Source organism: Chryseobacterium sp. WG14 (assembly GCF_024586945.1).
Lineage (GTDB): Bacteria > Bacteroidota > Bacteroidia > Flavobacteriales > Weeksellaceae > Chryseobacterium.
Genome location: NZ_JALCZD010000020.1, coordinates 15,996 through 41,295, shown reverse-complemented (window position 1 = coordinate 41,295; position 25,300 = coordinate 15,996). Strand labels below are relative to the sequence as shown.

At 37.2% G+C, this 25,300-nt stretch carries 18 protein-coding genes; 7 read left to right on the top strand and 11 right to left on the bottom strand.

Annotation, left to right across the window (positions count from 1 at the left end; translation table 11 throughout):
- Positions 1-5: 5 nt before the first annotated feature.
- The 5 genes from MP478_RS22120 to MP478_RS22100 form a co-directional block, all read right to left on the bottom strand.
- Positions 6-2,351, bottom strand: a complete 2,346-nt coding sequence (locus MP478_RS22120; RefSeq protein WP_257201681.1) for a phosphocholine-specific phospholipase C — start codon at positions 2,349-2,351, stop codon at positions 6-8.
- 81 nt (positions 2,352-2,432) lie between these two features.
- Complete coding sequence (locus MP478_RS22115; RefSeq protein ID WP_257201680.1) at positions 2,433-3,965, bottom strand: SusD/RagB family nutrient-binding outer membrane lipoprotein; 1,533 nt, start codon at positions 3,963-3,965, stop codon at positions 2,433-2,435.
- Positions 3,966-3,981: 16 nt separating this feature from the next.
- Positions 3,982-7,140 (bottom strand): SusC/RagA family TonB-linked outer membrane protein, encoded by a 3,159-nt coding sequence (locus MP478_RS22110; protein ID WP_257201679.1) that lies wholly within the window; start codon positions 7,138-7,140, stop codon positions 3,982-3,984.
- Between the two features lie 182 nt (positions 7,141-7,322).
- Positions 7,323-8,900, bottom strand: a complete 1,578-nt coding sequence (locus MP478_RS22105; RefSeq protein ID WP_257190060.1) for an autotransporter assembly complex family protein — start codon at positions 8,898-8,900, stop codon at positions 7,323-7,325.
- A 181-nt stretch (positions 8,901-9,081) separates the two neighbouring features.
- Positions 9,082-9,870 carry an SDR family oxidoreductase gene (locus tag MP478_RS22100; RefSeq protein ID WP_257190059.1) on the bottom strand — a complete coding sequence of 263 codons (789 nt, stop codon included), beginning with the start codon at positions 9,868-9,870 and terminating at the stop codon, positions 9,082-9,084.
- Between the two features lie 408 nt (positions 9,871-10,278).
- Here MP478_RS22100 and MP478_RS22095 point away from each other — a divergent pair, with 408 nt between their 5' ends.
- From MP478_RS22095 to MP478_RS22085, 3 genes are all read left to right on the top strand, one after another.
- A complete protein-coding gene (locus MP478_RS22095; protein ID WP_257201678.1) occupies positions 10,279-13,167 on the top strand; it encodes a TonB-dependent receptor in 2,889 nt (962 codons plus the stop codon).
- Between the two features lie 24 nt (positions 13,168-13,191).
- The gene (locus MP478_RS22090) at positions 13,192-14,700 is read left to right on the top strand and encodes a RagB/SusD family nutrient uptake outer membrane protein (protein WP_257201677.1); all 1,509 of its coding nucleotides are present in this window, start codon (positions 13,192-13,194) and stop codon (positions 14,698-14,700) included.
- Positions 14,701-14,776: 76 nt separating this feature from the next.
- On the top strand, positions 14,777-16,603 hold the full coding sequence (locus tag MP478_RS22085; protein WP_257201676.1) for an alkaline phosphatase: 1,827 nt from the start codon (positions 14,777-14,779) through the stop codon (positions 16,601-16,603).
- 193 nt (positions 16,604-16,796) lie between these two features.
- Here MP478_RS22085 and MP478_RS22080 read toward each other — a convergent pair whose 3' ends face one another.
- The 6 genes from MP478_RS22080 to MP478_RS22055 form a co-directional block, all read right to left on the bottom strand.
- Positions 16,797-17,792 (bottom strand): phosphatidylinositol-specific phospholipase C, encoded by a 996-nt coding sequence (locus tag MP478_RS22080; protein ID WP_230037344.1) that lies wholly within the window; start codon positions 17,790-17,792, stop codon positions 16,797-16,799.
- 116 nt (positions 17,793-17,908) lie between these two features.
- Positions 17,909-18,592, bottom strand: a complete 684-nt coding sequence (locus MP478_RS22075; RefSeq protein WP_257190055.1) for a hypothetical protein — start codon at positions 18,590-18,592, stop codon at positions 17,909-17,911.
- A gap of 16 nt (positions 18,593-18,608) precedes the next feature.
- Entirely contained in the window at positions 18,609-19,097 is a 489-nt protein-coding gene (locus tag MP478_RS22070; protein WP_257190054.1) for a hypothetical protein, read from the bottom strand.
- A gap of 73 nt (positions 19,098-19,170) precedes the next feature.
- Complete coding sequence (locus tag MP478_RS22065) at positions 19,171-20,394, bottom strand: 3-phosphoshikimate 1-carboxyvinyltransferase (RefSeq protein ID WP_257190053.1); 1,224 nt, start codon at positions 20,392-20,394, stop codon at positions 19,171-19,173.
- Positions 20,395-20,462: 68 nt separating this feature from the next.
- Positions 20,463-20,789, bottom strand: coding sequence for a nucleotide pyrophosphohydrolase (locus MP478_RS22060; RefSeq protein WP_047488591.1), 327 nt, complete (start codon positions 20,787-20,789; stop codon positions 20,463-20,465).
- Entirely contained in the window at positions 20,789-22,198 is a 1,410-nt protein-coding gene (locus MP478_RS22055) for a hypothetical protein (RefSeq protein ID WP_257190051.1), read from the bottom strand. Before MP478_RS22055 ends, MP478_RS22060 begins: the two co-directional genes overlap by 1 nt.
- A gap of 184 nt (positions 22,199-22,382) precedes the next feature.
- Here MP478_RS22055 and MP478_RS22050 point away from each other — a divergent pair, with 184 nt between their 5' ends.
- The 4 genes from MP478_RS22050 (at position 22,383) to MP478_RS22035 (ending at position 25,289) form a co-directional block, all read left to right on the top strand.
- Positions 22,383-22,634, top strand: a complete 252-nt coding sequence (locus tag MP478_RS22050; protein ID WP_047489008.1) for a type B 50S ribosomal protein L31 — start codon at positions 22,383-22,385, stop codon at positions 22,632-22,634.
- A gap of 255 nt (positions 22,635-22,889) precedes the next feature.
- Positions 22,890-24,050 carry a putative sugar nucleotidyl transferase gene (locus tag MP478_RS22045; protein WP_257190050.1) on the top strand — a complete coding sequence of 387 codons (1,161 nt, stop codon included), beginning with the start codon at positions 22,890-22,892 and terminating at the stop codon, positions 24,048-24,050.
- Positions 24,051-24,148: 98 nt separating this feature from the next.
- Complete coding sequence (locus tag MP478_RS22040) at positions 24,149-24,658, top strand: RNA polymerase sigma factor (RefSeq protein ID WP_230037356.1); 510 nt, start codon at positions 24,149-24,151, stop codon at positions 24,656-24,658.
- On the top strand, positions 24,633-25,289 hold the full coding sequence (locus MP478_RS22035; protein ID WP_257190048.1) for a hypothetical protein: 657 nt from the start codon (positions 24,633-24,635) through the stop codon (positions 25,287-25,289). Before MP478_RS22040 ends, MP478_RS22035 begins: the two co-directional genes overlap by 26 nt.
- The last annotated feature ends 11 nt before the right edge of the window (positions 25,290-25,300 follow it).

The window sequence follows — 25,300 nt, the reverse complement described above, 5'->3', positions numbered from 1 at the left end:
AGGTTTTAAGCCCAATGAGGATCCGAAATCGAAGCTTTTCCGGTTTCTGCCCTTCCTGCAAAATGCCAGATATGATCTTCCCATATTACTTTTATGTCATACCAGCCTTTATTCTTACTGAGATCAATCAGTATTTTTTCTTCAGGTTGATCTAAAGTTAAGGTTTTCTTATTTTTCTCGTAGAGGTCTTCTAAGAGTATCGGAATATTTCTTTTTTGATTATTTCTGAAGATCAGTTCAACCTGGTTCTTGGGAGTATGATTGATGAGCATAACCTCTATTTCCGGGCTGGAATTTCCTTTAAATTTTCTGAAAAATCCATTAGGACCGAAAATTTCATAATCATAAATAGCAGCACGTACAGGATGCGATAGCTCCTGTTTGGCATATAAAGCATATGAAAAATGATAATCTGTACTGTTGAATTGGGTTCTGTCATACAACAGCAAAGGGACACCATTGTCTTTTAAATTGGACATCCTGATCTTTCCTCCTTCCAGATTAACGTGGAATTGATAAGGAAGTGCATTGGATGGTTTGGTTCCCCTTTCCTGAATGTGCAGGAGAGTATTATTAAGTTCATTTTCAGAATACCATTTTAAATCAGGAACAGGTTTGTTTTTTGCTGCATTAATGGTTTTTGCAAAATCTTTTTGATTCAGATAGTCCATTTGCGGAGCTTTTACACTCGGGGAATTGAAAGCAGAAGTAAGATCTCCACACACAGCTCTTCTCCAGTCACTGATATTGTCCACATGAACATCTTTATTAAATTTTTTCTTAATAAAATTTTCAAGAAACTGAAGTATTGAAGTATGATCCGACACTTCCGAGTTCACAAAACCTCCTTTTGTCCATGGTGAGGCAATGATCATAGGAACTCTATAGCCTAAGCCTACAGTTCCTTCAATTCTTTCATGGTCCTGTAATGGAAGGGTAGACATATATTCCTGGGATTTGTCTACATATTCCACACCTTCTTTTCCATTCATATCAACCGGCTGACTCGGATTTAGAGGAGGTGCAAAAGGCAGGACATGGTCGAAATATCCGTCGTTTTCATCATAATTAATAATGAAGATTGTCTTTTTCCAGATTTCAGGATCTTTAGTCAGAATATTTAAAACCTCAGAAATATACCAGGCTCCATACCAGGGAGATCCAGGATGGTCGGAAAAATGTTCGGGAGCTACCAGCCATGAAACCAATGGAAGTTTTTTCTCCTCTACATCTTTTCGGAACTGGAACAGGACATCACTTTTCGGAACAACCAATCTTTCTCCGTTTTCATCGTTACCGATTTCCAGATTCCAGAAATCAGGATCATTAGAATTGGTAGTAAAGGCCTTTTCGTGAAGGTTTTTTTCCTTTTGGGAAAGTTTTGAATAATTATCCGGATGGTATTTTACCTGATCTTCCTGTAGTTCCGTAATTATGGCTTCAAGTTTTGTTTTCTGACCGGGATTTTTTTCAATCTCTTTTTTCAGGTAACTGATCATATTGGGAATATTCTGAAAATATCCCTTTGAGAATTTAACATTAAAATTTGAAAACCATTCAATAGGATTATCTGTGAAATTACTTAGCCATGCTTCCTGCTCACCGGACATTCCTTTAGGCAGGCTTATTTCATTCTGATAAATTCTCCATGAAACATTCTTCTCTTCTAAAATTTCGGGAAAACTTTTCCATTTCGCTTGTCTAGCCTTATCATAATCAATATGATCATTGTAAACATTGGCCTTTACCTTACCGTTTTGCTGCTCCCTAAGAGTTCCGGACCAATGGAACAGGCGGTTTGGGGTAGTCCCGGTAAGGGAAGAACAGAAATACTGATCAAATATGGTAAATGCGTCGGCCAGCTGGTAATAAAATGGAAGATCTTCACGGTTGTAATATCCCAAAGTAAGCGGGATATTTTTATACTCTTTATTTCCTGAAGCTTTAAACTGAAGCCACTGGTCATATTTCCTTTTATTTAAAGCTTTTTGTTGGTCAGACCATGAATGGGGCAGGGAGCTCATCCATGTGGATTTTGTATTTTTAAGATCCAGCCTGGCAGGAGAAGCATATTTTCCGTTGTTATCCTTTTGGAAGAAAACAGAATGCCCGTCCTGTTTTATAAAAGCCCTCTGATCTAAAAATCCCCTTACTCCTTTAAGCGCACCAAAAGCATGATCAAAAGAACGGTTTTCCTGCATCAGGATGACCACATGTTCCGCATCATAAAACGTAGATAATGCTGCAGGTTCAATAGCTAATGCTTTTAAGATAGAAGGATGAAGGACGCTTGAAGTTCCCAATCCGGCCAGTAAAAGGCTCGATTTTTCTAAAAATTCTCTTCTGTTCATGTTCAATCGTAATAAGAAAGAAACCGCAAGTTAATAGGATTTTCCTGCGGTTTCTTGTTGAATATAAAAATAATTAAAATCTTACTGCAGCCACCAAGGTTTGGAGTTAATATTATCATTTCCTCCATATTGAACGGTAAGGGCAGCCTTTAGATTAGAGCTGTTGTAATTGTACTCAGACTGTGGATATCTGAACCTGAATGGGGCAGAAACTCCGGCCTTGAGCGGATAATCGGGATAGCCTGTTCTCAGGTAATCATAATACGAGGTCCATTGTGCCTGATGGAACATGGTCATGTATTTTTGAGTGATAATTTTTTCCAGCTGATTCTGTAGAGGAGCGGCATCGTCATACACAACCAATGGCGTTGCCAGATACTGATTCACATTAAACCCGGCGAAATACTGGTTAGGATTTTTTACATAGGTCTGGTAAAAGCTGAAGCTTGCTTTGATAGCATTATCATAGTGAGTTTTTGCAGATCCGGAGATCCAGCCTCTTGCCGTAGCTTCAGCCAGAATAAGCTCCTGTTCAGAATAACTTAATACCGATGAAGGTTCATTGGTAGGGTCTTTATAGAAACGGTCGTTTACTTTAGAAATGTTTTTTGCCGTAATCAATGTTGCATTATCAGAATATGGTGAGGTAGGATTTCCGCCATTATATCCTGTAAAATCGGTAATAGCTTTTCCCGCTTCTTTTGCACCGGTAGTCTGGGCTGCAAATGTAAACAAACGTGGGTCCTGTCGGGCCTTGAACATATTGATAAAATAATCAGCCATATATAAGCTTGATCCATAACCACTGTTGTTAAACATAGTGTACCGGCTGTCTGCAGCATCTGCAAACCTAAGTTCACCGTTATCTGCAATGGAAGTCATCAGAGGCTGGCTTCCGGCGATAGAGGCAAACTCTGTGGCGATATTGTAGTTTCCAACGGTACTTTTCTTAGACATGGTGATCAGGATCTTGAGACGGAAAGAATTGATTAGTTTTTTCCATTTTGCAGCATCTCCATTATAGATAATATCCCCTTCAATCTTATCATTGGAATTGATAAGGCTGCTGGCTTCTTTCAGTTCAGATAAAATTCCGGCCATTACCGCTTCCTGGCTGTCATACTTGGGCTGGGTAATTCCGGATTCTCCTTTTACAGCTTCACTGTAAGGAATACTCCCAACCTTTAAACTTAATGTAAAGAAATAATAGGCTCTGTAGAACTTTCCTATAGCCACATAGTTTTTATTGTTTATTTTTTCAGCTTCCTGCATCATCTTTGCCGTGTTCAAAAGCCCTTTTGTATAGACTTCAAAAGACGTGTCATTCCATTTCATGTACTGGTAAGTGTTCTCGCCATCCGTTCCGATCATCATTCGGGAAGCATACATATTATCACCGTTTATCTGAAAAGCATCTTTTGAAACATAGGTCAGAAGAACTTTGGGATCAACGCTTGCCTTATCATTGGGATTCTCATTGATCTTATCAAGACTGGATTCACATGATGCCAATGCCAGCGTTCCGGCAATAAGTAGCGATTTTATAGTAAGCCATTTCGCAGTTTTACCATTTTGCGATGCAATTTTAGCAATACCATTTATATTATTTTTCATTGTATTCTGTACTTAATTAAAATTTAAGATTAAATCCGATTCCGAACCATCTGCTTGAAGGATCCTGAATATCATTACTGATGTCACCTTCCCTGCCTGTTTTGATCTGGAAGTCAGGATCGGAATAAAGGTTTTTAGATTTTTTCCACATTGCCAGGTTATAAGCCGAAATGTTTGCCGTAAAGCTTTTGATCACTCCGTTCGGATTGAGTAAAGATGAAAAATCATACTCCAATACGACAGACCTTAGTTTGATAAAAGTTCTGTCGAAGACGTTGGCAAATACATCACTCTCGTCCTGGGTAACTCTTGCCTGATAAGGGTAGTTCTGTGCCCAATCCTGGAAACTGATTGCTTTGGTATGAGGCGTGTAAAGCCCTGTAGTTGGATTATAATTGACACCATCGGGAACGAAATAATAACTTCCCGGGTTAGCGTATTCCTGATCTCTATAAGCGGTAGAGTTCGGATGTTTTCCTCCCCACCACATTTTTTCTACCACCTGGGATCTCATTATTCCGCCAATGCTTCCGTCGATTCCTATATTTAAGGATATCTTTTTATATTTAAAGTTGTTATTAAATCCGAAAGTCCAGTCCGGGTTGAAATGCCCCAGATTGCTCGGTGCATTGGCTCTTGTTGGCATACCTGATTTTGCATCAAGGATCACTTTTCCGTCCGGAGACTTTTGCCATGTATAATCGTAGTAGCTGTCCATTCTTTCACCCAGCTTGATATTATTGTAGTTGGGCATATTATCATAAATGGAAGTAAGCTTTTGTTCATAAGTACTCCAGTTGACCAATGATTTCCATGTGAAATCCTTGGTTTTTACCGGAACTAATCCTAATGAAATTTCAAGTCCTTTTGTAGTATATTCGTTCCCGTTGACATACTGAGAGGTAAAACCTGATGATTGGGCACTTGGGAACTTAAGGATATTATTATAATCCAGTGTTCTGAAATAAGTGACATCCAAGCTAACCCTGTTTTTGAATAACCCTGCGCTTACTCCCAATTCATAAGACTTGGTTTGCTCAGGCTTTAAAGAGTTTTCAATATTCAGAATGGTAGGGTAATAATAGGTAGGATTTCCATTAAAGGTAATCCCATCGTTATTTACATAATAATTTCTGGTAGAATAAGGTTTAAAGTCATAGGCTACTTTTGCCCATGATGCTGAAAGCTTTAAGAGATTAATGGCTTCAGGCATTTTGACAAGGTTGGAAATGACAGCACTAACGGAAGCTGACGGATAGAAATAAGATCTGTTAGCCTTAGGCAGGGTAGAAGACCAGTCATTACGCCCGGAAATATTGATGAAAAAGGCGTTGTACAACCCGATATCAATGGTTGAATAGGCACTGTAGATCAGCTTTTCTTTAAGATAGGAGTAATATTTTATAGCCCCGATAGAGTTGTCAAGCGTATAAAGTTCCGGAACTTTCAGTCCATCAGTAGATTTATTGTCTATATTATTTTTATAGTAGAATGTAGAACCTCCGGCATTAATGGTAATATCAAAATTTTCGGAAATCTTTTTCTTATAAGTTGCCAATACATCATAGTTAAGGTTCCATGTTTTGGAATCATTAAGGATATAACCCCCACTTCTTGGAGCATCATAATTGAAATAAGAATAAGGGCTTAGCTTTTCCTGTTTATTGTGATTTTCAACAATAGATATCTTACCTTTTACGGAGAAATCTTTTGTAGCCTTATATTCCAGACCGGCCTGAGCATTGATGATATTGGTTCGGTTCTTATTCTTATAATATTCAGCTCCGAACCATGGGTTATTGTACCATGCATAATTCCAGTTTGCCTGTGAAGTACCTTCTTTTCCAGGAACCCACATATGATTTTTCAGTGCATTTCCGTCAACATCACCACCCATCCAGATCAGAATGGTATACATATGTCCGCTTGGATTGTAGTCATAATTGGGGGTACTCGGTGTAAAAGTCTGGTTGAAATTGAATTTTGTATTGAAGATGAATTTCTCTCCCAAATGATTTTCCGAAGAAAAATTCACGCCATAACGCTGCAGATAAGAGTTGGGAACCCGGTCATCGTAATTCATGAAATTTCCCGAAAGTCTGTATATATCCTGATTGTTTTTATAGCTTATAGAGAAGTTGTTATTGTTGATAACTGCTGGCTTCAGAAATGTATTTAAGTTATCATGGTACTTCCAGTCGATGGGAACTCTTTCATATCTTGATTTATCATTGTACTGGGTTCCTGTCACGGCTCCATACCAGGGGACAATCTGTCCTGTTACTTTATCTCTGATGGGGCTGTTCCATTGTGCAATCTGAAGTCCGGGGGTGAATTTTGGACCCCAGATCATATCTCCGTCATTCACACCACCGTCTGCTCCGTCCCAGAATTCATATTTTCCATGGGAGCCATTTCCATATTCGGTTTGAGTTTTTGGAAGATTGGTAAACCCGCCGGTAATCATTGTATTTTGTGAAAATTCTACAGAGAAACCTTTCTTTTTAGCACTTTTCGTAGTAATCAGCACGGCACCATACCTCCCTCTGGAGCCATATAATGCAGAAGCAGTAGCTCCTTTCAGAACGTTGATGTTCTCAATATTGTTGGGATCCAGGTTTTGAAAAACTTCTTTTTCAACAATTACTCCATCAATAACAAAAACCAGGTTAGAGTTTCCCCTTAAAGTAAAATCCGGGGCCTGCTGCATGCCGGTAGGGTTGGATACATTAAGACCGGCTACCTGACCGGAGAACAAATTTCCTATGCTGGGAGTAGTAACTGTTTCAAATTGCTTGGTGCCTACTTCCTGAGTAGAATACCCAATCTTTTCTTTCTTTTTTGCAATCCCCAAAGCGGTGATGACAACACCTTCAAGCTGTTTTTCATTCACCTTTTTCAGAGTTACCGCATACTGTTTTTTTGAAGAAACTTCTATAGTGTACAAAGAAAAGTCCGGAGAATAAAATTCAATAATGTCTTTGGGATTGGCCGAGATGGTAAAATTACCATTATCATCGGTCTTAGCCGTCTTACCGGTATTTTTGTCAGTGATATTGACTCCGGAAACACTTGTTCCGTTTTCAGATTTTACATTTCCTGAAATATTAATTTCCTGAGCTGTAAAATAAAGAGGAAGCAGAGAAATTGCAAAACTAGCTAAAGTCTTCTTCATTTTTTTGAAGGCAAATATACCCTGACACTATTACCTGTGTTTTAATGTTATGTTAAATTAAAAATATGATTTTAATATTTTTTAACAATAATAATTAATAAAATGGTAAAGTAAGAAGCCGTCTTTATAAGATATTTTCGCTTTATTTATTAAAGGATCATGGAAATGGGAAAAAGAATTTTTTAGAACCTGCTCAGGATTCCCCAGTGAATTTTAATATCATTAAACTTAAACGGATTTCCAAACTCATTACCATTGGAGAGCTGGAAGCTCATCAGCCCTATCGGAATAAAGAAGTTAAAACCGAGCCCGACACTGTAGAGTTTGGGCTTTACATTCAATGATTTATTATTGAGCTGTCCGTACTGTCCAAAGAGGTCGAAAAATGCCTGATTACCAATTAAGTACCGGTATTCTAAACCTCCGTAATAGAAATAATCTGCCGCAAGGGAGTTTTCATTGAAACCCCGCATGGAATTCCAGCCTCCAAAGCGGAATAATTCATTGGTGGAAAATTCCATTTTAGAATCCATCATCCGGCCTTCACCTTTTATATTAAGAAAATGGTTTCCGGAAATATGGTAATTGTGCTCCCCATAAAAGTAAAACTGATTTTGGGTAGCTTTGATGTTATCTTTTGTATAGGTGGTCGTTAAGAAATCATATCCGGCACTGATCTTTGTTTTATAAAGAAAAAGATCAATATCGGTAGGTTCAGTCATCTCATACCAGATCCCTATTCCTCTTTTGTTATAATCCTTTCCCTGGGTATATAAAGTATCAATAATACTTGAAGTTTCTAAAGTTCCGCGCAGACCGATTTTGTTCCGGTTATTAAGGTGGTAATAAAAAGCAGGAAGGAATTTGACATTGGCAAAAGTAGAATCCTGTCTGTAAATATTCACCTTTGTATTCAGCCCGATATTGGATTTGAAAAGATAAGGAATATCAACCTGCAGGTCAAAAGTCTGCCCTCTGTCCGGGTTTCTCTGCCAATATAAACTAATTGCTTCAAAACCATTGAACATATTTCTGAAGTTGACATTCATGGTTCCGTTTAAGGTAAACTTATTCGTTTTGTCATTTCCAAAACCGATTACCCCATCAAAACTATTGGTCTTTTTCTTTTCCAGGAAAAGATAAATATTTGTAGAGTCTTTGGTGAATAAAGTCTGAGGCTGGCGTTCCAGTGTTACAAAAGGATGACTCTGAAAACTTTTGTTGACGGCTATCAGATTTTTATCGTCATAGGTTTTTCCTTTAAACTCCTTTTCCAGATTTTTAATAAATCTTTTTGGAACCCTCTCGTAGCCTTTGACCACAAATCCATCAATAGTTCTTTTGTCATTCTTATTGATATCCAACTCTATAACGGGAAATCCATTTTTTTTGCCTTTATATTTTGATTTAATTCTGCTGAAGGAATAGCCGTCATCAATATATTTTTTATTGATACTTTTTTTTGTGGAATCCAGATTTTTGGTGAAAAAATCTTTCTGAACCTTGAGCTTCTGAACTATAGAATCAGAAAGGTCAACATAGGTTTCGTTGTAATTTTTGCCCTTGTCGAAAAAAATTTCAGTGCTGTCGCCTTTTATTTTTACCTCTTTCAGCTGGGTGAAGAAATAATTGTTTTGGGCTAATGAATCCAGAAACTTTACGGCAGACGCTGAATCTTTGACCTTTTTCTTAACCTTTGTTTCCGTATCAATAAGCCAATAATGCTTTTTCTGCGCTTGGATAAAAACGCAGAACAGCACAAAAAATATTTTTAGAAATAACTTCAATTTTAGCTGGGCTTACATCATTAAGAATTATCTTGAGATACAGACAGTCACTCTGACTTTAGTAAATGAACCGAATAAGCGAAGTTCATCTTCATTCTTAACAACTCAATCACCTTAATAGTTTAAAATATAAATAACTTTTTAATAACTGAAACTAATCCAGTTTATTATATTTCTTCATTAAATTCTCATAAACTCCCTGTGGAAGAATCCATTTCAGCGGAACTCCAATCTTCTGCCCGAATTTACCAAAATAATAATGAGCTTTCCATTTATTTTTTCCTAAAAGCTTTTCTATATATTCTGCTACTTCTACAGGTTCTGTTCCGTCATTGACATGAGAGTTCATTAAAGCATATACCTTATTGAACACATTTTTGTAAGGTTCTGAAACTTGGGCTATCACCCTGTTTTCTGCAATATTGGTTTTGATATCTCCCAAATGAAGAGAACATACATCAATATTCCATGGGTAAACTTCATACCTCATCGCTTCAGTTACTTTATCCAATGCAGATTTTGATGCAGAATAAAAACCACGGAAAGGAAGTCCCATTTCACTTCCGATACTGGAAACATTAATAATTTTTCCAAATTGATGCTCACGCATTTTCGGAAGAACAGCGCTCATCATCTGAACGGGACCTGCCAGATTCAGGCTGAATAGTTTTAAGATATCCTCTTGGGTAGAATCTTCCACAGCTCCTACCATTCCCATTCCTGCATTATTGATCAGAACATCGATGCTGCTTTCAGTTTTTAAAATTTCTGTAATAGCATTCTGAACCGCAGTATTATCAGTAACATCCGTTGGAATAGACTTGAAGTACTGACTTTCCGTATATTTTCGGCTTAAACCATATACTTTGTTCCCTTTTTTACCAAAATATTCGGCCAATGCAAAACCAATTCCTGATGATGTTCCTGTGATGATAATGGTCATTTAATCTGTATGATTTAATTGTTCTTTTATTTCTTTATAAGCAGTCTGCTGAGGTTGATTCTATCAGCTGCTTAAAGAAAGCTCTATTTTTCAGCAAATGTAAAAAAAGAAAAGGGAAGTCTGTTATTATTTCTAAATATAAGACATGAGGTACCTGCTGTTTAGTGATGTGCTGATCTATTGTCCCGGAGTGATTAAACTTAAAGTAAAATTAATCTTAATGCTGTCCATAATATAAATGGAATGACTACTTTATTTGTTTATTTGTCTTTAAATCAGAGTATTGCGTGTTTTGTATTGTATGTGCATTTCGAATTAAGCTAAAATTTCTTAATAAAAACATAAGGAAAGCTTAATGCCGCCCGGGTTAAGGCTGGTCTAATTTTGCATCTAATTAAAAAGGATGTCATGAATGTATTTAAAGTCCCTGTTTCAGTTTCTTATCTGACGGGGAGGGTTTTACTTATTGGTGCAATATCGGTTTCACCGATGTTTCTATCTCAAAAAAAAGACAGCTTAAAAGAAAAAGCCATTGATGAGGTTATTGTTGTGGGCTATGGAACGCAGAAAAAAAGCAAAGTATCCGGTGCTGTTACCGAAGCCTCATTGGATAAACTTACTTCCAGATCTTTGTCAGGAGTAGGAGAGGTTCTTCAGGGGAAGGCTCCCGGAGTAACGGTAGTGAATGAAGGAGGTGATCCTAACGGTTCTCCCAAAGTAAATATCCGTGGTTTGGGAGGTATTAACGGAGAAACCCCTCTTTACGTGGTAGACGGAGTGGTTTTCAACGGAACTCCATCTATTAACCCGAATGATATTCAGGATATCTCTGTTCTTAAAGATGCTTCTGCAGCAATTTATGGAGCACGATCTTCCGGAGGGGTGATCCTTATTACCACTAAAAAAGGGAAAAAAGGAGTCCTTACTGTAGACTTTGATGTTAAATATGGTATTAACGAGGCATGGCGATTGAAAGAGTCTTTAAATGCGGCTGAATTTCAGGATGTGATGTACCAGGCTTATGCAAATGCCGGTAAGCTGGGTAGTTTACCTATTGCTTTTAATCCTGAAAAATATCCTGACGGAAGAATTACCAGAACAGACTGGATGAAAGAGATTTTCCGTACAGGAACGATCCAGGAATATAACCTTAATTTAAGCGGTGGTGGAGAAAAGTCCAGATTTTATGTGGGAATGAACCATAGAGCGCTGGAAGGTATTTTATTGAATACCCAGGCAAAGCGATATAATTTCAGAGTGAACTCTGAGCATAAAGTGAAAGACTGGCTGACGATTGGAGAGAATATGTACTATAATTACTCTGACGGAAATACGGCAGATACTAAAAGTGGCTATACGGGAGCTTTGATAGCCGCCATGTATTATCCACCGAATGTTCCCGTATATACCCAAACAGGAGCTTTTTCCGGGTTACCTATTGATGTAGCCGGTGGTTACGGAGATATGATCAATCCTGTAGCCTATCTTAAAAGGATCAATATCAGGAATCCTACCCATGAAATTTTAATTAATCCCTATGCTGAAATTACGTTGGCAAAAGATTTGAAATTCCGATCCAACTTCTCACAGACATTTAAAATAGGAAATGTAAAGAATTTTACTTCCAGAGTGCTGGAAGTTGGGAAAATATTTGATACGAACAATTTAGAATACCAGTCTAATAATACGTCTACTGCCCTTGCAGAGCAGCTTCTTACCTATAAGTTTACTGCAGGTAAACACAATTTTGATTTCCTGGCAGGTTTTACTTTTCAGAAAACAGTTGAAGACGGGTTTCTGGCAAAATCTTTTGATTTCAGAAGTGAGGCAGATGTTTTCCAGCATCTTCAGAATGCCGCAGATACGAATAAAGAAGTATCCAGTTATAGATTCAAACAGGCTTTGGTATCTTATCTGGCAAGACTAAATTATGATTACGCAGGGAAGTATATCATCAGTTTGCTGGGAAGACGTGATGGTTCTTCATTAGTGGCAAAGCAGAACCGTTTTGCTAATTACTACGCTGTTTCCGGAGCTTGGGTAGTATCCAGGGAAAGTTTTATGAATGATATTTCCTGGTTGTCAAACTTAAAACTTAGAGGAAGCTATGGTATCTTAGGAAATCTTGGAGGTATTTCTCCTCAGGCCGTCAATCCTTTAATGACAAGGGATAATAATGTGATTTTTGGACAGGATCCTTCGCAGAATATTGCCTATTATGCTACAACGAGACCTAATCCGGATCTGAAATGGGGAAAATCTGAACAGACTAACTTTGGAGTAGATGCTTCTTTCCTTCACAACAGTCTTTCTTTACAGTTTGATTACTTCGTGAAAAACTCCAAAGATCAGATCTTTAATGTGAGCTTACCAAGTACGGCTACCTATAATAACCAGTATGTGAACGCCGGATTATTTCAGGATAAAGGATACGAATTAGGAATTAACTATAGTGGTAAGAAGACAGGGGATTTTACTTATTCAGTGGGAGTTACTTTTAGTCAACTAAAAAATACGGTGAAACAGCTTGCTGATGTGGATGAAATTTTTATTAATGACAATGGAGTAAGAGGGGTATTGAAACCGACCCGTATAAAAATAGGAGATCCGTTATATTCTTTTTACGGATATAAAACAGGTGGTATTTTCCAGTCTCAGGATGAGATTAATAATTATAAAGATGCTAATGGGAATCTTATTCAGCCCAATGCGAAACCTGGAGATATTAAATTCCTGAAGAAAGATGGAAATACAGGGGTACTGAGCAACCAGGATTTTGTAAATCTTGGCAGTCCATATCCTAAATTCTCTTATGGATTTTCTTACAATATGACCTGGAAAAATTTTGACCTTAATATTTTCTTACAGGGAGTATACGGGAATAAGATTTTTAACGGGATGAAGTTTATTTCCTTAAATCCGGGAGGAACAGGGCAGAATTATAATATGGACAGAGATATCCTGAATGCCTGGACTCCTCAGAATACCAATACTGATATTCCAAGGCTTGTACATGGTGATCCAAGTGGAAACTATTCCAAGGTATCAGAATTCTATGTAGAAGACGGTTCTTATCTAAGACTGAAGAACCTGACCATCGGGTATTCATTACCGAGAGAGCTTTACCAAAAGTTGGATGTGAATAAGGTTAGAATCTATGTGACCACCAATAATCTTTTCACTATTACTAAATATACAGGTTTTGATCCCGAAGTAGGAATGAATTCTTATGGAGTAGATACCGGAAGATATCCACAGTCACGCTCATTCATTTTCGGGGTGGAAATAGGATTATAATTTTAAACAACAAAAAGTAAAAAAATGAAATTTTTCAATAAAATATTTTTAGTATCAGGAATATCGGCAATGCTTTTATCATGTACGGGAGAGCTGGATATTCAGCCTGAAGGAACTCCTACGGAAGCCAGTTTCTGGAAAACGGAAAATGATCTGATCACCGGCGCTAATGCTATGTATAAACCTCTGTCTGACGGAGAGTTTTACGGACGAGGTTTCTTTTGGTTTATCAATGCCAGTGATGATATGGTAACAGGAAGGGCGAAGAGTGAGGCGGATAATGCCAAGAACTTCAGCAGCAATTATATAGCAGCGGGAGATCTGGAAACACAATGGAACAAAAGATATAATGTAATCGGAGTTGCTAATCGTGTGATCCGTAATGTTGACAATATTCAGACTTCGGCAGCTATAAAGAATAAATATTTGGGTGAAGCTTTATTTATGAGCAGTCGGATGTATTTTGAGCTAGCCTATAATTATGGAAATGAAAAAGCGGGAATTCCTATTATAGACCGTACAAAAGAACCGGATCCCAATCCTATTCCAAGAGCCGCTAATGTAATGGTGAATTACAACTATATTGTGAATGACCTGAAAAAGGCGGCAGAACTGTTGCCAGCTCAGGCTGAACTTCCGGCAAAGGATTTTGGAAGACCTCATAAAGCCGCGGCATGGGCATTGTTGGCAAAAGTGTATCTGTTTATGAAAGACTGGCAGAATGCAGAATATTGGGCTAATGAAGTCATTACAAAAGGAAACAGAAACCTGTTGAGCAATTATAAGGATGTCTTTAAAGCCGAAAATAATTATAGCTCAGAATATATCTGGTCAATACCAAGTACCCCTAAATTTAATTCGGTGGGAAGTATTCTTCCGGGAGTAATGCTTGAAAACAAAGGATGGGGAGAATATAATGGATGGGGATATTTCCAGCCGACAAAAGAGCTGTATGATGAATATGAAACAGGGGACCTCAGAAGAAGTGCAACGATTCTGAAATTGGGTGATAAGTTTACTTTTAACGGAACAGAAAGAACCTATGCTTCTTCCAATTCCCTTACCGGTTATCAGTTCAATAAATACATGGATGCATTTAAATATCAGCTGAACAGTGGCCACGTAAGTGCCAACGGGGATTATCCGTGTACAGATCTTGCCGTTCCGATTATGCGTTATGCTGAGGTGATCCTCATCAAAGCTGAAGCTTTACTGATGAAAGGCAGCAATGCTGACGTAGAAATCAATATGATAAGACAACGTGCAGGCTTAGCTCCAAAATTCGGATGTACTATGGCTGACCTGAAGCACGAAAGACGTTGTGAGCTTGCAGGAGAATGGGCAGACCGTCACAGAGATCTTGTCCGCTGGGGAGATGCTAAAGAAACGTATGCAAAACCTCTTCACGGGATAAACAATCAGGAAGTATGGGGTGCAAGAAATTTTAACCCTGCTGTACATAACGTATGGGCCGTTCCGCAAGCTGAAATTGTAAACAGCCATAATGTTATTAAACAAAACGAAGGTTGGTAAAATGTTAGTCTAATATATATTATCCGCTATATCATCACAGAACTGCTGTGGTGATATAGTTTTTTTCAAAAATAGTATGAAATTATCAAAGATTTTGGCTGTATTGGCCCTGGCTGTTTTCTCTGAAAATCAGGCACAGAATTATTTAAATTATAATGTGGGCAATGCCCATTCTCATAATGACTACATGCAGGAAATCCCTTTCTGGCAGGCTTATTATGCTAATTTTGGTTCTATTGAAGCAGATGTTTTCCTGGTAAAAGGTAAACTATGGGTAGGCCATACGGAAAAAGAACTGTCTTCAGACCGGACCTTAGAAAACCTTTATCTGGACAATATCTCGAAACAGATTAAACAGAATAAAGGACATATTTATCCGGATGCCAATAAAAAGCTGCAGCTGCTTATTGACATCAAGCAGGATTATAAGACTTCTTTGAATGCATTAGTAAGTACCCTGAAAAAATATCCTGAGATTACAGGGGATGCTGGAATTAAAATTGTGATTACGGGAGGAAGGCCCCAGCCGGGTGATTTTAAAAACTATCCCAGCTATCTTTATTTTGATGGAGATCTTGAGAAAAATTATACTCCGGACCAACTGAAAAGGGTAGGAATGTTCAGTGCAGATTTACCTGAGCTTATAAAATGGAATGGGAAAGGAATTCCAAGGGATGAAGAAACCGATAAGATTAAAAAAGCAGTGGAAAAAGCCCATGTTCAGCAAAAACCAATGCGTTTTTACGGAGCTCCTGATTTCCCTAATGCTTGGGTGAATTTTATGGATATGGGAGTGGATTATATCAATACCGACCATATTCCGGATCTTAAAAAGTTCATGAATACCATTCCTAAAAACTTTTATAAAAATACCAAAGAATACACTACCTATACGCCCACTTATAAAACGGATGGTTTAGCTAAAAAGGTGAAAAATGTGATCCTTCTGATTCCGGACGGAACGTCGCTACCACAGTACTATGCTGCATTTACAGCGAATAAAGGAAAGTTGAATGTTTTTAATATGAAGTCTACAGGATTGTCCAAAACCAATTCTTCCAATGCCTATATTACAGACTCAGCTCCCGGTTCTACTGCTTTTGCTACAGGGGTAAAAACCAAAAATACATTTGTGGGAGTAGACCATATGGGAAAAGCCTTGGCACAGATTCCTGATATTATAGCAGATAAAGGAATGGTTTCCGGTTTAATTTCTACAGGAGATGTTACCGATGCTACGCCTGCAGATTTTTATGCACATTCAGATAACAGAAATAGCTCAGAGCCGATACTGAAAGACTTTGCTTCTTCCAAAACAAAAATTTTAATCGGAGGCCCTACCAATGGATTGTCTCAGGAAAACCTGCAGAAGTTTAAAGAGGCAAAAGTAGATGTATTCTATGATTTGAAATCGGTTAGCAAAATAAACAACCGTACATTGATTATTGATCCTTTAGCCTCACAAAGAATTACGAATGGAAGAGGAAACTGGTTGGCTGATGCGTTTGATCTTACTTTAAACGAAGTAAAGAACAATAAAAAAGGATTCTTTATGATGATTGAAGCTTCACAGACCGATGGAGGAGGACACAGTAATAATATTGAGCAGCTGGTAACCGAGTTACTGGATTTTGATCAGGTGGTAGGGAAAGCCATGAAGTTTGCTGATGAAAATAAAGAGACATTAGTAATCGTTGTAGGGGACCATGAAACTGGAGGATTGACGCTTCTGGACGGTAGCCTTAAAGACGGATGGATATTTGGAAACTTCAGTACCAATGATCACACTTCAATTCCTTCCAGTGTATTTGCGTACGGACCCAATTCCAAAGAATTTACAGGGCTGTTTGAAAATACAGAGATCTTCAATAAGATTTTGGCAGCATATGGTATTCAGAAATAATGTATAAGAATAAGGATGTTTCATTATTGAGATTGTCTTGTTGATTGTAATAAGGAATGAAAGCATCATATTATTAAAATTCTTATAACATTAGATTACACAGATTATTCAGATATATTAATTGATCTAATAAAAACCGGCTGTTTCACTTTTGAAGCAGCCGGTTTTTTGTATTTCTTAGAAATTTAAGATTCTAAAAATTTGTTTTAACGATCAGCTCAGATAACTCAGCATTGACAAAGTCTATAGGCATTACCCCGTAAGTTCCTTGTGTATTTGTTTGGAAGAATGTTTTCAATTTAGGATTAATGCTGTTGGAAACTGTAGGGATGCTTGGTATTCCGAAGATTCCCGGTTTGTAGCCACTTGTAAAGTTGACAAAAAGCTTATTGCTGCCATCATTCTTGGCTTCATTCAGGAGAGATGAAATGCCTGCCCATTTATCATCATTATTCGTTACCTTATAATAATCCTGGACTTTCATTGGAGCGCCATTGTTATTGATTTCAAATGTAGTATTGTCTGCCCATGAAGTTGCATTGATCCCTTTGGCTGTTCCTGCTGAGAATCTTCTTAATAATTTGATTTTCCCCCTTACCTGTCCAAGATTGGGGATATTGGTTCCCAGATCCCATTTTGATGGATTTTTCTGAATGTACGAATCAAAAGTACTTTCAAAACTTCTGGTCGTATTGGAAGCATCATATTCTTCTTTTACAGACATGATGATGGTTTCTGAAGGATGACTTTCCAGAAATGAATAGCAGGCAGTAAGGACATCATCAAAATTCAGATTCTGATAAATAGGACCATGGTGAATCGCAAAAGAATTGTCAATATGCCGGCAGCGGATATCCAGAAAACGTACCCCTGTATTGAGTTGTTCACCGATACTGAGGTTTTGGGTTTTTGCCGTACCGCTGTTAGAAGGGATTTCTCTGGTAGCACCGGAGTCATGAGTACCAGGAATAGAAATCCTTGAAATTGAAATGTTATCCTGAAGGCCGGACATCCAGCTGTTCATGGCTATAGGAAGTGCAGCATTTCTGTAGTTGGCTTTTTCTACAGATGTTATTCCATTATCATTTACCTCTCTTTCGGTACTGGCATCCGAGCAGGAGAAAAATAAACTTGCGGTGGCAATACTAAGACTCATCGTAGTAAAACGTCTCATGTGGTTCTTGAACATAGTTTTATTATATTTTTAGGTAAGCTAAAAATAAGAATAGGTCAAGATATAAGGAGTTAATTTAATTTTAAGAGATGATTAATTTGTATGACATAAATAAGAAAGAAATCTACATTCTAAAAAAAGAGATCATCAGCAGAACCGGGAATTCTGAATTGATGCCCTCCAATGGTAAAGTCATTCATCTTTATAAGGGTTTTCAGCTTATGGGTAAACTCCTTGTGAAAAGGATCAGGTGCTTTCGTTTCATCATTACAGGATGAATATTCTTTATCAACGATAACCTTTCCTGTTGAAAAATTGATCTCATTCAAAAAAATAAAATCACAGGTGTCTTCAAATTGATCATGGGAACCTATCAAATAGAAATCTCCATTCTGAAACCTGAAAGTATGGTTATAATTTTGGGTATGTCTTGAATTGGTATTAAATGTCTGTGAAATCGTCAGTGCATTATTTTTGATAGAAATTTCCGGAGGAGTATTCTCTTCAGGGTAAAAACCCATTCCGCTTGAAAAAAGAACGGTGGCGTTTTTCTTCCAGACCTTAAGGCTGTTATCCTCGTTTTTCAGAATGTAGAAAACTCTTTTATAATCTTTAAATTCCGGATTGTCTGCGTTTTCTGAAGCTTTCTGATCAGTATCAAATATAATCACCACTTCATCTTTTCCGTCCTTATCCAAGTCTCCTTTAGATTCGGCAATCTTTGTATATCCTTTCGGTGTCGGAAAATTTTTCAGACCCTGGGCATTATAAAAAGTGATCAGCAATAAAGCAATTAAAGAGAAAAGACTTTTCATACAGCTATATTTGAATTTATAATCCGGTATCTTCTTTTTCGATCAGTCCGGATTCTTTCAAATAGCACATGCACCCTTTTATCGTTTTGTATATACCGTTGATATTGGTCTCTTTACCCTTAGTGTCGGTTACTGTGATACCGGTAGAATAGGAATTATCTTCTGCGTAGTATGTTCTGAAAAGCTGATATTGATACTCCTTATTGGTAAAGGTCAAATAGTTGAGCTCCATTCCTGCATTCTGTTTTCCTCCTCCTCTCATATAAGATCTGTACCTGAATTTTTTCCAGCTGTCTTTTGTCTTTTCAGCGGGAAATTCCATTTCTACATGATCTTTACTCCCAAAACGGTACTGAATGTATCCGTTCTCTTTATCTTTTACCAAGGCCATTTTCTTTCCTGTTTTCGTTTCAAAAGAATACAGAATTTCTTCATTGGGAAGCAGGTATTGCGCCCAAACTGACAATGGAAGTAGTAATGAAAATAAAATTAAATATTTTTTCATGGAAGGATATGATGTATTAAATGTAGTAATTTGAAATGACTTATAATCTTATTCAAATTACCACATTCTTAAATTATTTTGTAACTACAGAGGCAAGGTCTTCCCAGAACATCGGATAAGACTTTTCTACAACATCCTCCTCTTCGATACTAAGCTCTTTGATCAGGCAAAAAGGAGCAAAGCTCATCGCCATTCTATGATCCTGGTAGGTTTTAATAGAAATATTTTCTTGCGGATTCCCAAAATGGATAGATTTGATAGTTAGATCCGTGATTTCCGTTTCCGTTCCCAGTTTTTTCAGCTCATTATATAAAGCCAGTAATCTGTCGGTTTCTTTCACTCTTAAAGTTCCCAGTCCTGAAATATCAAAAGGAATTTGTAATGCTGCCGCAGTTACACAAAGAGTCTGTGCAATATCCGGACAATTGTTCATATCCAATACGATTTTTTCCGGAAAAGAAAAATCCGGCTGAGGTTGTAATGTGATTTTATGCTCATCCTCAGAAAAGATCGTTTTAATCCCGAAGAAGTCTTCATAGATTTTTGCAATGGCCGAATCCCCTTGAGTAGATTCTTTATAAAAGCTTTTTAAATAAATTGTTTTTCTTCCCAACGCACAGATAGAGTAGAAATAAGAAGCCGAACTCCAGTCACTTTCTACTTCATAACTTAATGCTGAAGATTCACTATCCTCATAGTGGTGTTCTACTTGTATGGTATTTCCTTCAAAGCTGCTTGTAATTCCAAATTTTGTTAAAATATCCAGGGTCATTTCAATATAAGATCTTGACGTTACCTCGCCGACAAGATTAATCTTCAGTCCGTTTTCAAGTTTTCCTGCAATAAGAAGAAGAGATGTAATAAACTGACTTGAAATATTGGCAGGAACATTCACCTGGGTTTGAGTGATTTTTCTTCCTGTGATTTTTAAAGGAGGAAATCCTTCATTTTCTAAATATTCAATGTCCACACCAAGATCTCTCAAAGCGCTTACCAAATTTTTGATAGGTCTTTCTTTCATTCTCCCTGAGCCGGTAAGAACAGTTGTTTTCCCTTCCTGAATTGAATAATAGGATGTAAGAAAACGCATGGCTGTTCCCGCATGGTGAATATCCACCACATCAGTATTTGCAGATAATGCTTTTTTTAGCAACTGCGTGTCCTGAGAATTGGAAAGATTTCCGATTTTTATATTGCTAAACAGACTTTCCAAAATCAATAAACGATTCGAAATACTTTTCGAACCGCTGATCTGTACTGTTTTATCTCCAGTTAATGTTGATTTCTCTAGCTTCATTATTTCTTCATATTTCAAAATCCGGACATCAGATTTCAGATATGCTTACCTGAAATCTGATGAAGATCTTATTTTAATTTTTCATTATTCTGATGGCGATCCTTATCCCGATCAGTTTTTATTTTCATTTTTTTGTCAAATGCTTCCTGGAGGTTGACTCCAGTCTGGTTGGCCAAACATAAAGTAACAAAAAGAACATCTGCCAGTTCTTCTCCAAGATCTTTGCTTTTGTCGCTTTCTTTTTCGCTCTGCTCACCATACCTTCTGGCAATGATTCTGGCAACTTCGCCCACTTCTTCGGTCAGCATCGCCATATTGGTAAGCTCATTAAAATATCGTACACCGATGGTTTTTATCCATTCGTCAACCTGCTGCTGTAGATGAGTGATTTCCATTATTGATAAGCTCCAAGAGTAGGGTTAGTGGTTCTGGATACATTCACGATATCAAAAGGTACCGTTCCTGCCACTGTTACATTTCCTTTACCTCTGGCCGGAGAAGGCGTTTTTACCCTTAAATTCATTTTAGCCATGAAATAATTGACAAACTGAGGTTCCTCATTTTTGATACTTTGTACCACATTGGTATTATTGTCGAAAGGGAAACCTGCTTCCGATGTTCCGGAATATTTTAATAAACAGTTTTGGATTAAGAATTCAAACTGCTGCCCCGGTGTCTGTTCAAACTGAACAGAATTATCTCTGTCAGAATAGACAATACTGTTTTGCAGGATAAGCTGCTGTAAAGCGCCTTGTTCGGTCTGCCCTGCATCATTTTTCCATTCATTGGTTGCAAAAATTCCTTTTCTGTCAAAAGAACTCATGCTTCTTGAATAATTGGCAATCGTGGCATGAGTATAGGTGTGATTTCCACCTCTGAAAATTCCGATACAGGATGAACCACAGTTGTTCATTACCAGGTTATTGGCATTAACTGTAGAAGCTACTGCATAAATTCCATATTCAAAGAACGTATGGATGAATGAGTTTTTAATGGTGGCGGTAGTCTGTCTCATATCCAGACCCCTGGTTCCTCCAAAAAGTCTTGCATGGTTCATATTCAGTGTTGAATTGGCTTCCATTCTGATTGAGTTCCAGTTTTTAGGAAGGGTATCATGATCCAAATCATTTCTGTCACCCCTAATAATCACCTGTTGATCCTGTGTTCCGTTGATATTTAAAGTGCCCCCTGAAGAAATTTTCATTCCACTGTTTTGGTGGAAATATACTTTAGTACCCTGTTCTATATTCAACATGATATTCGGATTAACGGTAAGGTTTCCGTAGATGATCTTGGCCTTATTGTTATTCCATGTAGTATGATTTGCAATTATATTAGGATTAGTGGACGTCTGAATAAAAAACTCAGCATCCTGAACCACAGAAAATAAAGTGACATGCTGCTGGCCTGCAGGTCCGGAGAAAAGAACTTTATCTTCAGCAATGGCTTCAGGTCCTGAAGCTTCCGGAGCTATTTCAACAAATATAAAAAGACTGTCTTTCTTTCTTAAAGGAACATCCTTAAAATCATATCCTGGTTTTCCATCTACATTAATTCTATATAAAGAAGCGGCTCCTTTTTCAAGGTTAATTCTTGGGATTAGAATATCTTTATCCTCATTATTATATACTTTTACAACATAGGTTTCTGAACGAACCTGGTGGTATACCGTGTCACAAAATACCGTATCCCTGGAAAAACGCAGCTCCTGTGAAGGGGCATCAAACGTAATATCGTCCTTATTACACGATACTGCGGCAAGCAGTACCCAGAAAGAAAAAGCCAGTAATAATTTGAATTTCATCGAAATTAAAGTTTAAGTAAGTTCCAAATTTAACGAAAATACTTTGAATTTCTTATCATTAAAAAAATATTGAATTCAGTATTTGCATATTTAAAAAAATGTTGTATTTTTGCAACCTAAAATTAGCAGAGAAATATCCATTACTATTTCGGAAGCAAACTTTAATTTTTTTAAAAATAGTATTATGAAAAACGGAATTCACCCAGAAAATTATAGACTTGTTGTTTTCAAAGATATGAGTAACGACGAGGTGTTTCTTTGCAAGTCTACTGCAGAAACAAAAGACACTATCGAGTATGAAGGACAAGAGTACCCTTTGATCAAAATGGAAATCTCTTCATCCTCTCACCCTTTCTACACTGGTAAAGTAAAATTAGTTGATACTGCAGGTAGAGTAGATAAGTTCATGAACAAATACAAAAAATTCGCTAAGTAATTTTTTGCTATCAAAATATAGAAGTCTTCCAATCTTTTGGGAGACTTTTTTTGTGTCATAACGTGATGTGGCTGCCCAGATAAAGCGTAATAAAAGTAGAACTTTGCGTTAAAGAGAAGGTATATTGATGTAAGTTTTTATTACTCCCAATTTTTGCACCTGATCCTATTCTAACTTCTCACATCTTTTTGTATTTTTGTTTTGGATAGAATTTCAGTCTCTGAATTCTAACTTTTAATCTCTAACTTCTAAAAAATGCAATTAGTATTTTCAGACGCACAATATTGGGAAGACTTTCTTCCACTTACTTTTACCCGCCCTGTTGCAGCAATGCGATGCGGAATCCTCACTTTCTCAGAAAGATGGCAGAAAATCCTGGAGAATAATGAAGTTTCTTATTTTACAGAAAACTATCTTCAGAATAAGTTTAAAAATCCTGAAGATACAGAGAGTCTTTTTCTGGTTGCCAATTTTTTACCTACAGAATCAGTCATTCAGCAGATCAAAGAACTTAAACAGGGAGAGGCGCTGGTATATGAAGACGAATTGGTGGCGGCCAGAATTAACATGAAAGATTTTTCCTTACATCAGATTGAAAAAATGACGGATATTAAGGAAAAGCTTATTTTCTTTAAGAAGCCTGCGGATCTGTTTACCTATAATCACCATGCTATTGATTTTGATTTTGAACTTCTTACAAAAGGAAGAACTTCACAGGAACTTTCTTCTACCAATGGATTCTTAGGAGATAAGAAAGATCTGTTTATTGAAGAAGGAGCACAGATTGAATTTTCAACCCTGAATACCAAAACAGGGAAAATCTATATCGGTAAAAATGCTGAAGTAATGGAAGGCTGTAATCTTCGTGGTCCTATTACATTAGGAGATGATTCTAAGTTTAATCTTGGAGCCAAAATCTATGGAGCTACTACTATCGGGCCCCATTGTAAAGTAGGGGGTGAAGTAAACAATATTATTATTTTCGGCTATACCAGTAAAGGGCATGAAGGCTTTATCGGGAATTCCGTTATAGGAGAATGGTGTAACTTCGGAGCCGATACCAATTCTTCCAACCTTAAAAATAATTACAGCCATGTAAAACTCTGGAACTACAGGACTAAAGCTTTTGAAGATACAGGCTTACAGTTTGCAGGTCTGATCGTAGGTGATCATTCAAAAACAGCAATCAATACCCAATTGAATACAGGAACTGTTATTGGCGTGGCTTCCAATATCTTTAAACCGGGCTTCCCTCCCAATCTTGTAGAAAACTTCTCATGGGGTGGGCTTAAAGATGATGAAAGGTTTAAGTTGGATAAAGTGTATGAAGTTGCAGAAAGAGCAATGGGAAGACGAAAAGTCTCTCTAACAGACGATGACAAGGCGATTTTAAAACATATTTTTGAGACCTATTAACCTGATTATAAAAAAACTTCAAAATAATTGAAGTTTTTTTTATTTTCGATGTAATAGAATGGTAACAGCAATTGTCTTACCTATAAGAAACAAAACTCATGACCCAAGAAACTTTCAAGAATACGGTGTTTATTCTCAAAGACGAGATGTATCGTTTTGCGAAAAGATTTGTCATGAGCAGTGATGAAGCAGAAGATGTTGTGCAGGATCTGATGATGAAATTCTGGCAGAAGAAGGAGGAACTTGAGCAGTTTGGGAATTTGAAATCCTATGCGCTGAAATCTGTCCGGAACGAATGCCTGAACCGTCTGAAGCATCACAACGTGAAGATAGGGTTTGCAGATATGCAGCTCCACAGATCAGAGCTCTACAGTATGGATATTGATAATCTTAAAGATCATATTATAGGATTTATCAACCAGCTTCCGGAAAAGCAGAAAATGGTCATCCATATGAAAGATGTAGAGGAGTATGAAGTTTCCGAAATTTCTGAAATGCTGGAAATGGAAGAAAATGCAGTAAGGGTAAACCTGATGCGGGCAAGACAAAAGGTAAAAGAACAAATTACACAATTGATGAGTTATGAAAAAAGATCAATTACAAGATAAATACGACGAAATCTTCCGGGACATAAAGGACGAAAAAATGGACTGGAGTTTTGAAGACTTTCTTCAGAAGACAGAAGAAAAAGATACTGCTCCTATTATTCCTTTAGAAAAGAATAAGCCTTCTTTCCCAAAATGGTTCTGGATGGCAGCAGCTGTTCTGTTACTTTTCAGTATTGGATTTATTTTCAATACCTATCAGAATACAGGTGCTCAGGATGCCGAAAAATTAGTGAAAGATGAAGTATTAAGACAAAAGTCTGACTTTATAGAAGAGAATAATGACCATAAAAGCCAGGTAGCTGTTAATCATACAGATTCTATCTCAGGAGCAAAAAAAGACTCTATTTTTCAGGGAAATTCTATGGCTGAAAAAGATGTATTGGATGAGATTCTACCCAAAAGAGGACGGCTTAAAAAAGAGAGAAAGCCGAGATATGTAGATAATTCTTCTTTCAACACTAAAACAAAAAAAGATTCTACAGGCTATGAAAACTCTTACGTTATCGTTAACGGAAAAAGAATTGATAATGTAGAAGAAGCCATCAATGTGACTAAGTATTCATTCCAGATATTTGCAAATAACGTTAGTGAAAAATTGGTACAGCCTAAAGTGGTGGATGACGATTATTAACTGAAAAAGAT

Excerpts from the sequence above, each read along its gene's own strand:
- MP478_RS22065 (WP_257190053.1), bottom strand. The coding sequence starts at position 20,394 with ATGAAGCTAGAGAAATCAACATTAACTGGAGATAAAACAGTACAGATC.
- MP478_RS22115 (WP_257201680.1), bottom strand. The coding sequence starts at position 3,965 with ATGAAAAATAATATAAATGGTATTGCTAAAATTGCATCGCAAAATGGT.
- MP478_RS22110 (WP_257201679.1), bottom strand. The coding sequence starts at position 7,140 with ATGAAGAAGACTTTAGCTAGTTTTGCAATTTCTCTGCTTCCTCTTTAT.
- MP478_RS22035 (WP_257190048.1), top strand. The coding sequence starts at position 24,633 with ATGAAAAAAGATCAATTACAAGATAAATACGACGAAATCTTCCGGGAC.
- MP478_RS22055 (WP_257190051.1), bottom strand. The coding sequence starts at position 22,198 with ATGAAATTCAAATTATTACTGGCTTTTTCTTTCTGGGTACTGCTTGCC.
- MP478_RS22120 (WP_257201681.1), bottom strand. The coding sequence starts at position 2,351 with ATGAACAGAAGAGAATTTTTAGAAAAATCGAGCCTTTTACTGGCCGGA.
- MP478_RS22040 (WP_230037356.1), top strand. The coding sequence starts at position 24,149 with ATGACCCAAGAAACTTTCAAGAATACGGTGTTTATTCTCAAAGACGAG.
- MP478_RS22100 (WP_257190059.1), bottom strand. The coding sequence starts at position 9,870 with ATGACCATTATCATCACAGGAACATCATCAGGAATTGGTTTTGCATTG.
- MP478_RS22095 (WP_257201678.1), top strand. The coding sequence starts at position 10,279 with ATGAATGTATTTAAAGTCCCTGTTTCAGTTTCTTATCTGACGGGGAGG.
- MP478_RS22070 (WP_257190054.1), bottom strand. The coding sequence starts at position 19,097 with ATGAAAAAATATTTAATTTTATTTTCATTACTACTTCCATTGTCAGTT.
- MP478_RS22045 (WP_257190050.1), top strand. The coding sequence starts at position 22,890 with ATGCAATTAGTATTTTCAGACGCACAATATTGGGAAGACTTTCTTCCA.
- MP478_RS22050 (WP_047489008.1), top strand. The coding sequence starts at position 22,383 with ATGAAAAACGGAATTCACCCAGAAAATTATAGACTTGTTGTTTTCAAA.
- MP478_RS22060 (WP_047488591.1), bottom strand. The coding sequence starts at position 20,789 with ATGGAAATCACTCATCTACAGCAGCAGGTTGACGAATGGATAAAAACC.
- MP478_RS22075 (WP_257190055.1), bottom strand. The coding sequence starts at position 18,592 with ATGAAAAGTCTTTTCTCTTTAATTGCTTTATTGCTGATCACTTTTTAT.
- MP478_RS22080 (WP_230037344.1), bottom strand. The coding sequence starts at position 17,792 with ATGTTCAAGAACCACATGAGACGTTTTACTACGATGAGTCTTAGTATT.
- MP478_RS22090 (WP_257201677.1), top strand. The coding sequence starts at position 13,192 with ATGAAATTTTTCAATAAAATATTTTTAGTATCAGGAATATCGGCAATG.
- MP478_RS22085 (WP_257201676.1), top strand. The coding sequence starts at position 14,777 with ATGAAATTATCAAAGATTTTGGCTGTATTGGCCCTGGCTGTTTTCTCT.